The organism is Kitasatospora putterlickiae (assembly GCF_039527695.1).
Lineage (GTDB): Bacteria > Actinomycetota > Actinomycetes > Streptomycetales > Streptomycetaceae > Kitasatospora > Kitasatospora putterlickiae.
In genome coordinates this window covers 1-13,557 of sequence record NZ_BAAAKJ010000396.1, presented here as the reverse complement: position 1 = coordinate 13,557, position 13,557 = coordinate 1, and the positions used below count along the sequence as shown (strand labels likewise).

Sequence of the window (13,557 nt, the reverse complement as noted above, 5' to 3'; positions counted from 1 at the left end):
GCCCCCGCCGCAGCCGAGGCGGCGGAGCAGGCCCGGCGGGAGGCCTGCACCGACCCCGAGCGCCGCTTCGACTTCCCCGACCTCCTCGACGACCTCGACCCCACCTTCGGCCCCGGCTGGGAACTCGGCTCCTGGCTCACCCCCGACGCCCGGGGCGTCCTCCAGCTGCGCCTCGACAGCACACCGATCGGCTGGACCGCGCCCCTGCCCGACGGGCCGTGGGGACAGGCCGGCTGGATCGCCTGCCTCTACCAACAAGGCGGCCGGCTCCTCATCGACACCTCATCCCAGCCCAGGACCCTCCCCACCGCGGACCTGGCGCTCGACGCCATCCTGCTCGCCCACCAAACCGGGGCGGCCTCCGCCCGCTGACCCGGCCTCACCAAGGCGCGGGGCCACCGTGGTGGTGCCGGGCAACAGCCTCCAGCAGGGCCTGCCGCGCGCCCCACAGCCGGCCCTGCTCGGCGGCCAGGGCGTCGGCCGCCCACACCGGCAACGCCCGCCCGAGTAGTGTCGTCGTGTTCTCGCAGCTCAGAGCATGGTGGTGCGTTAATCGTCCAGGTACTGGTTCTTCCAGGTAACGCAGGTGGGGCGTTGTCCTCCTGACGACAGGAACTCCTTCACGGCCTCCCGGACGAGGCCGAGGGGGATCTCCACCTGGTCCCGGAACTGGGTCCAGTGTCCGGCGAGGTAGTACTCGGGGGCGTTCCTCGAATCTGCGGGGCCCGCTGTCACGACGTTCCCGCTGCGGTCGATGAAGAGAAGAACCCCCACCTGGAGTTCCTTGTCCACTCCGACCTGGAGCTGGTGATCCGGAATCTCCGTCCCAGGACGGCCGGGGTCCCCGAGGACGATCACTTCCCGGTCCAGATGGATGATCTGGGCCAGGTTCTCGTTCACCGGGCCCGCGAGGAGCTCGTCGATCAGGACGTCGACGTCCTCGAGGGAGTCGAGATGGTCGGGTATCTCGATCCGGTCCCGCCTGTATCGGACTTCAGCACGTAGCGACATTCCGTCACCCTAGGGCCGACCATCAAGGTGCGGGGCCGCCGCCGGGTCACCAGGGCGCGGGGCCGCCGTGGTGGTGACGGGCAACAGCCTCCAGCAGCGCCTGCCGCGCGCCCCACAGCCGGCCCTGCTCGGCGGCCAGGGCGTCGGCCGCCCACACCGGCAACGCCCGCCCGAGCGCCGCCTCGTCCAGCGCCTTCGCCAGCACGGCGTCGGCCCGCTTCCAGTCCTCCAGCTGCCGCACCAGACTCCGCACGAAGACGTCGACGGCCCTGGCCGGGTCCTGCCCGTCCTGGCGGGCCTCCTGGGCGACCTCGCCGAGGACGTCTTCGTCCAGGTCCTCGAACGCCTCCGCCCACTGGCCGGCCACCAACTGCTGATGGTCGGCCAGCGCGCTCTGCAGTCCATCGTCGACCGATTCCTGCGACCAGGGAAGCGGGGACCGCGGCGCCCGGCCGACGACGGTGAAGGCCCGGCCGGCGACGCCGGGCCCCAACCCGGCGCCACCGCGTCGAGGGCGGGGAGTGGAAGTGCTGCTCACCCCCGCTCCAACGCCGCCGGGCCCACGTTCGTCACCGCGCGCCGCCGACCGGGCCGCGTGCGGCCGGCCGATCCGGCGTGCCGAAGGCCGGCCTGGGGTAGGGTCCGATCAGAGCCTCAGCCGCCGTCACGGCGCGCGTCTACGGGCCCGGCGAGGCGAAAGAGCCCGCTGGAGTTCCCCGGGTGTCTCCCCGGGGCCGTCCCCGGGTGATGCCCCGGGGGGAAGCGTTCGCCGACCTTTCGACATTTCCACAGCTCAGCCCCAGGATTCGGGCCGACCAGGGTTGCCGACAACCCTCTCCCTTCCCTTCTTTGAGCTGTTGGTGGTTGGTGGTGCAGTTGGGTAGGTCGGGTTCGGGTTCACCGCCGGGTCCAGTGCTGCCCCCCGCTCCATTGCCGCTGGGGCCTCCCCCTTTCCCCGGCCGGGTGGCCGGGCGCCTCCCGGTGGTCGGCGCGCGGTGGGGCGGGCGCCCGGGCGGCAGGCGAGCCAGGCGGGCGGGTCGGCCCCGGTGTCGGTGGTGTGCGGTACAGCAGAGAAGATCACCACCACGAACGACCGACAGCGCGGGGGCAGGGCATGGACCATGACCAGGACGACGGCCAGGGCGAGCGGCACGAGGGCGAACAGCCGGCCCGGCCCGGCCGGGTGCACTTCCGCCGCTCCGCCCGCAACCCCAACGGCAGCACCGCCCCGCTGCGCGCCGACGTCCTCGCCGCGCTGGGCGTGCTGAAGGTCGCCACCTACAAGCAGTTGCACGCCCTGATCGCCGCCGACGAGTACCGCGCCCACCACCGCGTGGAGCACGTGGCCGAAGCTGTCCGGGACCTGGAGAAGCACAAGCTGGTCGACGTCCGCGGCACCACCTCGCCGCCGGGCCGCCGCCCCGCTCCCAAGACGGCGCCCACGGCCGCCCCGGCCGCCGGAGGAGCCGGAGGAACCAGGGGAGGCGAGGGGGCCGCGAAGCCGAAGCCGGGCGGGCCCGGCGCGGAGAAGATCGTCGGCCTCACCCCGCTCGGCCTGGCCGCCGCCGAAGCCCTCGGCGACGACCGCGACATGGGCGGCCACGCCCGCGGAGCCGGCCTCACCGGCGCCCCGCACGCCATGCTCGTCAACGAGCTCATCATCACCGCCGTCACCGGCACCACCACCCACGGCGCCCCGCCCCGCACCGACAAGCGCCAGGCGCCCCCGCGCCGTGCCCTGCCCTCCGGCCCGCTGCCCGGCGGCATCGAGGCCTGGGCCACCGAGACGCCTCACACCATCACCGGCAAGTTCAACGTCATCCCCGACGCCGTCGTCCGCCTGCCCGAGCTCGGCATCCCGGTGGCCTTCCTGGAGCTGGACCGGGGCACCATGACCGACATCCGCAAGGTCGCGGGCAAGCTCGACAACTACAAGCGGTACTTCGACCGCACCGTCCACGACGGCGGCCAGGAGCGCCTGGAGGTCGAGGTCCGCTACAACGTCCCCGAACCCGCCTACGGCTACCGGCACCGCCGCGCCGTCCGCCCGCCGGTCCTGTTCGTCCTGGACCAGGGCACCCGGTGTGAAGGTGGGCTTATTTGTCGTCAGATGTGGTGGTCTTCTGTCGCGGGGTGCGGAGGTGTTTCTACTGCTCAGTGGCGGTGGCGGCTGGTCGTGCGTCAGTTTTGTGCAGCTTTCGGCGTCATCGGGATGACGTTCTTCCTGGTCAGGTTGGTGCGGCTTCCTTTGCGCCGATGGCATGTCCGGCTTGTACCAGATAGTCCTGCCGGGTGTCATCGGTATGCGGTTTCGGGCGTCATCGCGGTGCGTTCGCTGTCTTCATGGACGGACGAGGCGCGGGTCCGGTGGTTGCCGGGTCTGCCGGACGGGCGGGAGGGCATGGATGGCGGCCGGCGGTGGCGGGAGCAACGCGGCACGGTCCGGCGATCCGGCGCCGGTGGTGCGTGAGCAGGTGGTGTTCCGGCTCCTGGCCCTGGAGGAGCGCGGTGTTCTGACGCCCGGGCATGTGCGCCTTGCGGCTTCCTCGGCAGGCCGGTCGGTGCGGACGGTGCAGCGGTGGCTGCAGACGGCACGCGAGGAGGGCCGGACGGCGCGCAGGTCGCGCCCGCGGTTCACGGTCACGGACGAGGTCCATGCGCGGTTGGCGTTGTGGTGCGGGAACGCGGCGGCGGTCCACCGGGAGCTTCTCGCGCAGGCCCGTGCGTCGGCGGACGACTCCGTGGACGGGGGAGCCGGCGGGGAGCCGGCCGCAGGCACCGGGAGCGGTGGGGGAGTGGCTGTTCCGTCGCTGGCGACGTTCCAGCGCGCGGTGCGCCGGGATCTGAACGCAGGCCAACGCGCCGCGCTCAAGGGCGGCGAGAGGGCCAGGCGCGCGCACGATGTGCATCTGGCCCGTCCGGTGAAGTGGCGCAACGCGTGCTGGGAGGGTGATCACAAGCATCTGCCCGTCGAGGTCGAGTTGGACGGGCGGGCGGTGCGCCCGTGGGTGACGTGGTTCATCGACTGCGCGAGGAACGCGATCACGGGTGCGGCCGTCACCCCGCACCAGCCCTCCCGGGACGCGGTGCTGGCGGCGTTGCGGATCGCCTTGTCGCGGGACGAGCCGGGTGGCCCGTACGGGCTGATCGGAGGGCTGCCGGAACTGGTGCGGGTCGACCGCGGCAAGGAGTTCCTGTGCGTCACGGTGACCCGGGCGCTGGGTGCGCTCGCGGTCCCGGTACAGGACCTGCCCGCGCGCAGGCCGGAGCTGAAGGGCACGGTGGAGAACCTCAACCACTGCGTCGTCGACATGTTCCTGGTCGCCCAGCCCGGATACCTCCACGCGCCCGCCGCCACGACCGGGCCGCGCCCGCGGCGCGGCGACCTGGACGGCCTGCTGTCGTTCGCGGAGTTCACCGCGCGGCTCCTGGACTGGGTGCGGTGGTGGAACACCGAGCACCGCCCCAAGCCGCTCGGAGGCCGCACACCGCTCCAGGCGTGGCAGGACGACCCCACTCCGATCGAGGACGTCCCGCCCGCCCTGCTGCGCTCCTTCACCCTCGAGGACGCGGGAGGCGACAAGGTCCTGTCCACGAAGGGCGTGTACTGGCGCGGGCGCTACTACGTCGGCCCGTGGATGCACGGCATGGACGGCACCCGGGTACGGGTGCGGTTCGTCCCGCACCACGACCACGAGATCGAGGTGTTCGACGCCACCACCGGCGCCCACCTCGGACCGGCCCACCTCGCGAACGCCGCCACCGCGGCCCAGCGGGCCGCGCTGCGCCGGGCCAAGGACGCCCAGCGGCGCACGATGGTGCGGGCGCTGGCCTCCGCGGACCGCCAGCGCCGCTACGGCGCGGTCACCGGGCCGGGCCGGCCCGAGCCGCTGGCGGCGCTGACCGCAACCGAGGCCGAGGAACAACTCGCCGCGGCCGCCGGGCCCGGGAGCGCTCTGGCGAAGCGGGCTCTGCCGGACCTGATCCCACCGCGCGAGGCACCCGCCTCGTGGGCCCGCCCGATCCGCCGCTCCCGCCCGGTAGCACCCGGCGCCAGTACGGATGCCGGGCCGTCGGCGCCCGGGGCGGCAGACGCCCCGGACGGCGGGGGTGCCCTGGACGGGGCCGACGAAGAAGAAGCAGAAGAAGAGGGAGGACGCGTGTGACGACCGCGGACCGACTGGGCCGGCTGCCGGCCGAACGAGAGGACCACTACATGCGCCTGCGCGGCGCCCAGGTGGTCGGCACCCGGGCCCTGTTGGCGGTGCGGGAGAACATCCGCGCCGCGATCGAGGCCAGGGCGATGATCTGCATCTACGGCAGGGCCGGGCACGGGAAGTCGTTCGCGGTGAACGCCTCGCTGCGCGACCTCGCCCCGCAGATCACCCACCGCATCCAGTTCCGGGCCCGCCCCTCGACCCGGGACCTGCGCCACGAACTGTTCTACGCCCTGGGGCTCCCGGGCCGCCCGCCGTCCCATGCGATCGAGTTCGACCGCATGCTGCGCGGGGCGCTCGAGGAGACCAGGGTGCTGGTGTGCGACGAGGCCCAGTGGCTGTCGAAGCTGTGCTTCGAGTACCTGCGCTACCTGTGGGACGACATCGGCACCGACCTGACGATCGTCTTCACCGGCGGCAACGGCTGCTTCGAGATGCTGCAGAGCGAGCCGATGCTCGAGTCGAGGGTCTACTGCTGGCAGGAGATCGACCCCCTGACGCTGGAGGAGGTCCTGGCGACCATCCCGGCCTTCCACCCGATCTGGGCCGACGCCGACCCGGAGCTGATCGCCCTGTGCGACCGCGAGGCAGCCCACGGCAACTTCCGGGCCTGGGCGAAGATCACCCACCACCTGGCCGCCGGCATGAAGGAGTCCGGGCGCGCCGAGGTGGACGAGGACCTGGTGCGCTGGGCCTACAGCAAACTCGGCCGACGACAGGCAGGCGCACCGTGCTGACCTGCCCCGACCCGCCGCCCATCACCGTCGTCCTCGACCCCCACGACGACCTGCCCCACACCCGCGCCGCCCAGGCATCCCACAACCCCACCACAGGCCGGGCCACCGTCCACCCCACCATCGGCACCGACTCCACGATCTGCCTCGCCTACGACATCCTCGCCGCCCTCGGCAAACCCGTCCCCGTCACCGGCTACCCCAGACTCGACCCCGAGCCGCCCTGGGCGATGGCCGCCGCCTGGACCCTCGCCACCCCCATCACCCACCTCACCGTGCTGCGCGCCCATCTGCTCGGCCGCCGTCGCATCCACGACCTGATCACCCTGCGCGAGCGCACCGGCGTCCACCTGGTCCTGGTCTGCCACCGCCGACGCCCCACCCCCGCCCTCGAACAGGCCCTGCGCCACGTGGAGCACCGCCTCGCCGACGCGGCCGCCCGCCTCCCCGGCACCCACGACACCGATCTCCCGCGCAGCCGCCCGCCCCGCCCTACCCCGATGCACGACCGCTGGCTCAACCTGCCCGCCCTGACCACCTACTCCTCCGGCGACGGCATCCAGCGCCGCTGCTGCTGCACCCCGCCGCTCGCCCACGACCGCGGCTTCCACCCGCCCCAGATGCCCCCCGCCACCGCCACCGAAGTCGCCCGCCGCCTCCACACCGCGACCGCCCACCCCCATCTCGCGGCCCAACTCGCCACCGCGGTCTTCACCGCCGCGTCCGACGCCCAGCTCCACACCGCCCGCCCAAGCGACCTCTCCGACGGCGCGGCCACCATCGCCCTCCACGACACGGACGGCCTGCGCTTCGGCTGCCTCACCCACCCCGTACCGCCCTGGGCACGCCCCCTGCTCCTCGCCGCTGCCTACCAGCACGCCATCGCCGAAGCCGGCGACACCCCCTGTTCGACGCCCCCTTCACCGGCAACTCCCTGCCCCACCTGTTCGACCTCGCCGACACCTGCAAACTGCGCCCACCCCAGCCACCCAAGCCCCGTCCCCGTTCGGGCCGCCCCGCCCCCAAACCGCAGGACCAGCGCACGATCTGGCCCTTCAGCAACGCCCACTACCGCTACCCCTGGGCTGCGGGCCCTGAGATCATGCAAGGCTGCCCGCCCCCACCCACCCGACGCAGATAGCCGTTTCCGGACCCCCATGGAGGGCGAGCCCCATTCGGTCAGTGCCCGCCTCGGGAGCAGGTGCTCGTCACCATTGCGGGTGCTTTGCCCGCCAGTTCGTGAGGGCGGTGAATGCGGCGTTGGCCCGCTCGACGTCGCCGGCGAAGGCCCCGGCGCGCAGTAGAGGCCAGTCGGTGGTGATCTCCTGCTGGATCTCGGCGGCGAGCCCGGTGCCGTCGTCGTAGCCCCACCAGTGGTCGAGGAGGAACTCGCCGGGCCAGGGGTTGCGGTGCCAGTCGTGGCTGGCGTCCATGCCGATGAGCGAGGCGAGGAACTGGAAGCGGGCGCTCGCGGCCTCGAACGTGCGGTTGTCGGGTTCGACCGCGCGCAGCGGCTCGCGGGCGGCCGCGTTGAGCAGCCGGCTGTAGGGGTACCTGAACCTTCCGCCGTCCTCAAGGTGGCTGACGAAGTGGATGCTGTCGCCGTACAACACGTTCCACGGGTTGAGGTACCAGCTCGGCTCCTCACGCCGGCGGCTGTCGGTCGGCGATGTCCAGACGGGCTTGGTCAGCAGGTCGGTGATGAACTCCTCGCGGTGGGCGAGGACGGCTGCGATGCCCATGGTCCAGGTGGCGAGCAGGGCGGGGTAGTGACGCAGCTTCTCGAAGTGGTCCTGGTAGCTCCCGGGGGAGGTGCTGCGCGTCGTGGCGAGCCTGCCGGCGGTACGCAGCCAGAGGGCGTCGTGCGTACCGTCGTCGTGGAAGACGCCGGCGGCCAGGAGGTGTAGCAGGGTGTCCGTGTCGGCCCGGTAGCCTTCGACGGCCCGCGCGAACGCGTCGTTGTCGCCGAGCACCGGCTGGTCGGCCGTCGCATCGACGACCTGCAGGGTGTGCTGCTGCACGAGATCGAACAGGTCGATCCGCCGCAGCGGGTCGGGCAGAGCCTTCTTCAGCTGCGCGACGGCCATGTCCCGGCTGATGGGCGGTGCGGACATGCGGTCCAGCGCCTCCAGGCGCTTCTCCAGATCGGTGAACAGCTCGTCCGCGTCGAGCCCGGAGATGACGCCAGCACCGTGCTGCACCGTGAGCCGCTGAGCGGCGGTGCCGAGGGCGCCGTAGGTCGACCAGAACATCGGGTACCGCCGGGACCGGGCACCCTCCACGGCACGCACCAGGGCCTTGTCCCAGTCCGCCGACCACCCGCACACGACCAGCCCGTACTCGTCCAGCACCCGCTCCAGCAGCTTCTGCTGCGCCTCGGGGTAGGTCTCCAGTTCGGTGGGGGTGTTGCGCTGGTCGAGGTCGGCGTAGTCGCCGTGGAGCTTGACGATGGTGACCTGGCTGTGGGCGAGGGGCTTGATGGCGTCGATCTGGTCGGGGCGGTTGACGACCTGGGGGAAGATGCCGACCTCGGCCAGAGCGCGTTCCATGAGGCGGTCGAAGTTGGTGGTCAGGATGACCCGGAAGCTGCCGCGCTTGACCATGCGGGCGATGGCCCGGTGGGCCGCGGTCGGGGCCTTGTCGGTGGCCTCCTCGCCGTCCTCGGGGACGAAGTAGCCGGCGAGCAGCGCCTGCCGGGCGGCGGGGGTGGGCGCGGCGTGTTCCAGCAGGGTCGAGTAGCCCAGCGGCTCCCCGAAGGTCTCCTCCCACCACGTCTCGGGCGCGGCGGCGGCCCGCACGCCGGCCTGCGGGTCGTCAGGTTCGTGGACCGCGGCGACCTTGGCGACCAGGTCCACGACGATGCCCCAGCCGGTCTTCACCCCGGATGCGATCGAGATGCCCGAGCCGAGCATCAGCGCGTACACCCCAGGGCAGTTGTGGACGTTCAGCGCCATCGCGAGCTTCGGGTCCATGGAGGGCCCGGGTGCCACGGTCAGCCCGGCCGCAGTGTGATCCGGTGAGGGGGCGGTTTCCATGGGGCTCCTCGCGGAAAGGTGGTGGCGTCATGCGTTGGCCGGTGTTCCGGTGTGGAGCATGAGCCTAGCGCATTATCGTCTTTATGACGATAACGTTTTTGTGGCACCGGTGGCCAGCCCACCGGCCAGGCCCGGCTCCATGCGCGAGGCCCTGCAACTGCCAGGCCCGCGCCGGGCTCACGAGCGCCCCGGGAGCGGCCGCAGACAGGACGCCCGCCCGAATACGCGGAAGGCCGCCACCCGGTGCGCGGGATGGCGGCCTTCCGCCCTGCTCAGAACCGGGAGTCCCGGGGGCCGTCCGGGGCGATGAAGCGGGCGCCGAGGTTGTCGTTCGGGTTGAGGTAGACCAGCGCGGTGAACCACGCCGCAGCCGCCTTCGGGTCGCGGTGGCGTAGCAGGTCGGCGTAGCAGTAGAGGATGCGGTGGGCGGGCCGGTTGTCGAGTTCGCTGTAGAGCAGGACGTCGGTGAACGGCCAGGGCAGGGACTGCTGGAGGACGCACACCCCGGCGCGGGCCCACTCCAGCGCGGCGTCCAGCTCGCTGGGCACCTCGTCGTCCTGGTCCTCGTCGTCGAAGCCGTCCTCGTCCTCGTCCTGGTGGAGGCCGGCGATCTCGTAGGCGATGGTGGCGTAGGCGTCCAGGTCTCGCGGGTGTAGCCGGCGGTCGCCGATCGTCACCGACGCCTTCTCGTACGCCGCCTCGTACGCCTCGCTGCTCTCCTCGTCCGGACTCCAGACCCCGGTGGGTTCGGACTGCCGGGCCGGACGGGTTGGCGGCCGGGTGCTGCGGTCGGGCCGGTCTGTCGGACCGTTGCGGCATCATGGGGGCAGACGTCCACAACGGCGACGGAATCAGGTGGGGCGAGGCGTGGCAGAGCAGGCGGTTCTGGGGCAGGTCTGGGAGCTCGGTACACGGATCGGCGATCCGAGCGGGTTCGGGAAGGTCTTCGAGGCCACCGGAGAGAACGGCCGCCAGGCCGTGGTGAAGCTGGTCCCCAAGGAACCCGGCCATGAGCGTGAGCTCGAATTCGTCAACACCGCCACCCGCAACGTTGTCCCGGTCCTCGACCACGGCGAGCACGACGGCCACTGGGCGATCGTCATGCCGCGGGCGGACAAGTCGCTGAGCCAGCACCTGGCCGAAGCCGGCGGGACACTGCCGCTCGACGAGGTCGTCCAGATCCTGCGCGACATCGCCGCAGCCCTGGCCGATCTGGACGGCGACATCGTGCACCGGGACCTCAAGCCCGCCAACATCTTGCTCCTCGACGGAGCGTGGTGCCTCGCCGACTTCGGTCTGGCCCGCTTCGCCGACGCCACGACCGCCGCCAACACCTGGAAGTTCGCCGGGACCGAGGGGTACATCCCCCCGGAGCGCTGGCGGCAGGAACGCGCCACCATCGCCTCCGACGTCTACTCCCTGGGCGTCATCGCCTACCAGCTGATCGCGGGCACCCTGCCGTTCACCGGCCCGGACTTCCGCAACCAGCACCTGCACGCCGACCCGCCCGCACTGGCCGGCGTCCCCGCCGCCATGGCGGCCCTGGTCGAGGAGTGCCTCAACAAGGCGCCGCAGGCGCGCCCCACCCCGGCCAACCTGGACGCCCGACTGAACCGGATTCAGCAGGCTCCGAGCACCGGTGGACTCGCCGCCCTGGCACAGGCCAACCGTGACGAGGCCGCTCGCCAGGCCGAGAGCGCCCGCCAGGAGTCGCAGCACCGGACTGAGACCGAACGACGCAAGGACCTGTTCCGAGCGGCCAAGAACGCGATGACCCGGATCGCCGAGATGGTCCTGGACACCGTCACGGACGCTGCGCCCTCGGCCAACGTCACGAGGGGACCTCAGGGAGGGTGGGCGGTGACCCTTAACCGAGGCCGGCTCAAGATGTCCGCCGTACACGACACCGATCCTGCGATGTGGCGGGGAGCGGCACCGCGGTTCGACGTCATCGCTTACGCCACGATCTCGCTGGAGTGCGACGCCAGCTACGGGGGCTACCAGGGCCGGACCCACTCCCTTTGGTACTGCGACGCCCAGACCGAGGGCGAGTACCACTGGTACGAGACGGCCTTCATGACGAGCCCGCTCTTGATCCGGGTGGCACCGGCGATTGAGCCGTTCTCTCTCCCGCCCGGTCCGGAAGCCGGGGCCGCACTGCGGCCCGGGATGGGCGTGCACCAGGTGGCATGGCCCTTCACCGAGGTGGGCATCAGCGACCTCGACGCCTTCATCGACAGGTGGACCGAGGGGCTGGCCAACGCAGCCGCTGGACAGCTGACGCACCCCAGCACCATGCCGGAGCGCCCCCCAGGAACCTGGCGATAACCAGGGTGTCCCCAGGTCGCTATACCCGGGAACAGGCCGTACGGTCCGCTCCATGACTACGGACCGTACGGCACCGCGCGGGATCAGAACCCGCGACGGCCCGGGAAGCGCTCCGGCGGCAGCGGCGCCGGACAACGTCGTTGCCCGCGCACCCACCCAGCACGCAGCCCCGCCGGCCCCGCCAAGTCGCTACCGACCTGCTGCTCTGCGGTGGCCAGCAGGACGTTCACACCGGACCACTCCCTGCCCAGGGTCGACGACGCAGTGATGGGTGAATACCACGAACAACTGGAGTCCCGGGCGAAAGTCAGCGCTGGCTCGACCCCGCGCCGCCGCTTGGAGCACTTCAACTCGCTGGCCGACGGTTCCAGATGCCGCACCAGGTCCTCCCGGATGTTGCGCCGTTGGATCATCAGGTTGGCCAGGTTGTGTCCGCCTTGGATTTGGTGCGCCCCATCCACGATGACAAGTTGGGGCTGGCGGTAGTCCTCGGGCAGGAGGGCCAGTGGACCAGGCCGTCGGTGTCCAGCCACCACAGCCGGGCTGTGGTGTGGATGCGCTGCCAGGTGATTGGCCAGGTATGGCACCATCTCACGGGCCGATCTCCTCCGGCGTTGCCCGGCGCTCCGGGTCGAGCGCGCTCTGCTCCCCGGTCGGGACCCTGGCCGCAGCCCGAAGATCTGAGGGCCAGGCCCCGATGGCGTAGCCGCCGACAGCCGCCCGCGCCAGCGCAGCCAGGCTCCCGCCCGCCGCCCAGATCCGCGCCACGTCCAGCTCTGTCTCACCGCGCGTCCGAGACGAACAGATCATGCCGCACGCGTCCGGCACCTCGACCTGGTGACCGGCGCCGGTTTTGGCGATGACCAAATGCATGAGAGTTGCGCGGCCACCGGACCCAGTTGGGGCAGCCCTCCCCGTTGCAACCTCAGCACCGCTACAGCGTGCCGCGGTTGCTGCCGGGTTGCTCTGCTGAGAGCCTGGAGAGCCGGAGACGGGATTGAGTCGGGGGTGGTGCCGGTGTCTCGGTTGGCGGCTGGGTCCTGGCCATCAGCAGGGCGATGTCGTCCTCGCCGTGGTGCGGGCTGAGCTCGCCGAGCACGTGGTCGCAGAGCCGCTCCAGGCCCATGCCCTCGGCGGAGAGTGCGGTGCGCAGGGTGCGCAGCCCCTCGTCGATGTGGTGTTTACGGGACTCCACCAGGCCGTCGGTGAAAAGGCCGAGCACGGCGCCGCCCGGGAGGGTCAGCTCGACCTCCTCGAAGGGCTCGCCACCGACACCCAGCGGTGGGTTAGGCGGTACGTCCAGCATCCGGGCAGACAAGCCGGGGCTGAGTAGCACGGGCGGGAGGTGGCCAGCGTTGGCAAACATGCAGTGCTTGGTGACGGCGTCGTACACGGCATAGAGGCAGGTCGCCAGGTACACCTCGTCCTGAGGGCTGTCACCAGCCATGGCACATACAGTGTCGTCCAATGCGGTCAGTACGGCGCTGGGGCTGAGATCAAGCATCGCCAGAGTTCTCAGCACCGTCCTCAGCTGGCCCATTACGGTCGCGGCGCGCAGGCCTCGGCCCATGACGTCGCCGATGACCAGGGCGGTGCGGTTGCCGGGCAGCGGGATGACGTCGAACCAGTCGCCGCCGACCTCGGTGTTGTTGTTGCTCGGCAGGTATCGCCGGGCGATTTCCAGGCCAACGGCAGTTGTCATCTCGGTCGGCAGCAGGCTGCGTTGCAAGGCGAGTGTGCGTTCGTGCTCGCGGCGGTAGAGCCGGGCGTTGTCGATGCAGACGGCGGCGCGGGCGACGAGTTCCTCGGCGATGGCGACGTCGCGGGCGTCGAAGGGCTCGCTGCCGATCGTCCGGGAGAGCTGGACCAGGCCGAGGATCTGGTCGCGGGCGACCAGCGGGACGATCAGGGTGGAGCGCAGCAGCGGGTCGGGGCCGGGCTCGGGGACGACGCTGCGGCCGGTGCGCAGCGCTCGCGCGTGCGGGGAGCGGCGCGGGTAGCAGAAGGTGCCGCCGACCTCGGCGATGGGCAGGCCGGTGACCGAGGTGAGGACCGAGAAGCCACTGCCGATGATGCTGGAGACGGCGACCCGGCGCAGTTCGCCGCTGTCGTCGGTGAGCACGTTGTCGCCGAGCCGGCCGGCGCTGGGCACGGTCTCGCCGGAGAGCAGTGCGGTGTAGAGGTCGACGGTGGCGAGGTCGCAGAACGGCGGGACGACGACGTCCAGCAGTT

General features: G+C 71.7%; 12 protein-coding genes. 6 read left to right on the top strand and 6 right to left on the bottom strand.

All coding sequences use genetic code 11. From position 1 onward, the window contains the following. Positions 1-372 (top strand): hypothetical protein (locus tag ABD308_RS34035; protein ID WP_344343640.1); only part of this gene is annotated, 372 nt, incomplete at its 5' end. A gap of 177 nt (positions 373-549) precedes the next feature. On the opposite strand, the gene ABD308_RS34030 is transcribed toward ABD308_RS34035, so the two are convergent. Together ABD308_RS34030 and ABD308_RS34025 are read right to left on the bottom strand one after the other, a co-directional pair. Then, complete coding sequence (locus tag ABD308_RS34030) at positions 550-1,011, bottom strand: Imm1 family immunity protein (RefSeq protein ID WP_344343638.1); 462 nt, start codon at positions 1,009-1,011, stop codon at positions 550-552. 46 nt (positions 1,012-1,057) lie between these two features. Next, positions 1,058-1,549 (bottom strand): hypothetical protein, encoded by a 492-nt coding sequence (locus tag ABD308_RS34025; RefSeq protein ID WP_344343636.1) that lies wholly within the window; start codon positions 1,547-1,549, stop codon positions 1,058-1,060. A gap of 576 nt (positions 1,550-2,125) precedes the next feature. On the opposite strand from ABD308_RS34025, the gene ABD308_RS34020 reads away from it, so the two are divergent. From ABD308_RS34020 to ABD308_RS34005, 4 genes are read left to right on the top strand one after another with little or no spacing between them, the layout of a single operon-like run. Continuing rightward, positions 2,126-3,481, top strand: coding sequence for a replication-relaxation family protein (locus ABD308_RS34020; protein ID WP_344343635.1), 1,356 nt, complete (start codon positions 2,126-2,128; stop codon positions 3,479-3,481). A gap of 7 nt (positions 3,482-3,488) precedes the next feature. Then, the gene (locus tag ABD308_RS34015; protein ID WP_425554920.1) at positions 3,489-5,177 is read left to right on the top strand and encodes a Mu transposase C-terminal domain-containing protein; all 1,689 of its coding nucleotides are present in this window, start codon (positions 3,489-3,491) and stop codon (positions 5,175-5,177) included. Then, on the top strand, positions 5,174-5,965 hold the full coding sequence (locus tag ABD308_RS34010; RefSeq protein WP_344343631.1) for an AAA family ATPase: 792 nt from the start codon (positions 5,174-5,176) through the stop codon (positions 5,963-5,965). Before ABD308_RS34015 ends, ABD308_RS34010 begins: the two co-directional genes overlap by 4 nt. Further along, the gene (locus tag ABD308_RS34005; protein ID WP_344343629.1) at positions 5,959-7,266 is read left to right on the top strand and encodes a hypothetical protein; all 1,308 of its coding nucleotides are present in this window, start codon (positions 5,959-5,961) and stop codon (positions 7,264-7,266) included. Before ABD308_RS34010 ends, ABD308_RS34005 begins: the two co-directional genes overlap by 7 nt. Here the strand turns inward: ABD308_RS34005 and ABD308_RS34000 are convergent. Together ABD308_RS34000 and ABD308_RS33995 are read right to left on the bottom strand one after the other, a co-directional pair. Beyond that, the gene (locus tag ABD308_RS34000) at positions 7,171-8,934 is read right to left on the bottom strand and encodes an SIR2 family protein (RefSeq protein WP_344343627.1); all 1,764 of its coding nucleotides are present in this window, start codon (positions 8,932-8,934) and stop codon (positions 7,171-7,173) included. The two genes, ABD308_RS34005 and ABD308_RS34000, sit on opposite strands and share 96 nt — an antisense overlap. A 335-nt stretch (positions 8,935-9,269) precedes the next feature. Further along, on the bottom strand, positions 9,270-9,674 hold the full coding sequence (locus tag ABD308_RS33995) for a hypothetical protein (protein WP_344343625.1): 405 nt from the start codon (positions 9,672-9,674) through the stop codon (positions 9,270-9,272). 190 nt (positions 9,675-9,864) lie between these two features. Between ABD308_RS33995 and ABD308_RS33990 the strand changes: the two genes are divergently transcribed. Next, on the top strand, positions 9,865-11,325 hold the full coding sequence (locus ABD308_RS33990) for a serine/threonine-protein kinase (RefSeq protein WP_344343623.1): 1,461 nt from the start codon (positions 9,865-9,867) through the stop codon (positions 11,323-11,325). A gap of 591 nt (positions 11,326-11,916) precedes the next feature. Here the strand turns inward: ABD308_RS33990 and ABD308_RS33985 are convergent. Continuing rightward, complete coding sequence (locus ABD308_RS33985; RefSeq protein WP_344343621.1) at positions 11,917-12,192, bottom strand: hypothetical protein; 276 nt, start codon at positions 12,190-12,192, stop codon at positions 11,917-11,919. A 67-nt stretch (positions 12,193-12,259) separates the two neighbouring features. Beyond that, the coding region (locus ABD308_RS33980) for a PP2C family protein-serine/threonine phosphatase (RefSeq protein ID WP_344343619.1) at positions 12,260-13,557 on the bottom strand (1,298 nt) is incomplete at its 5' end.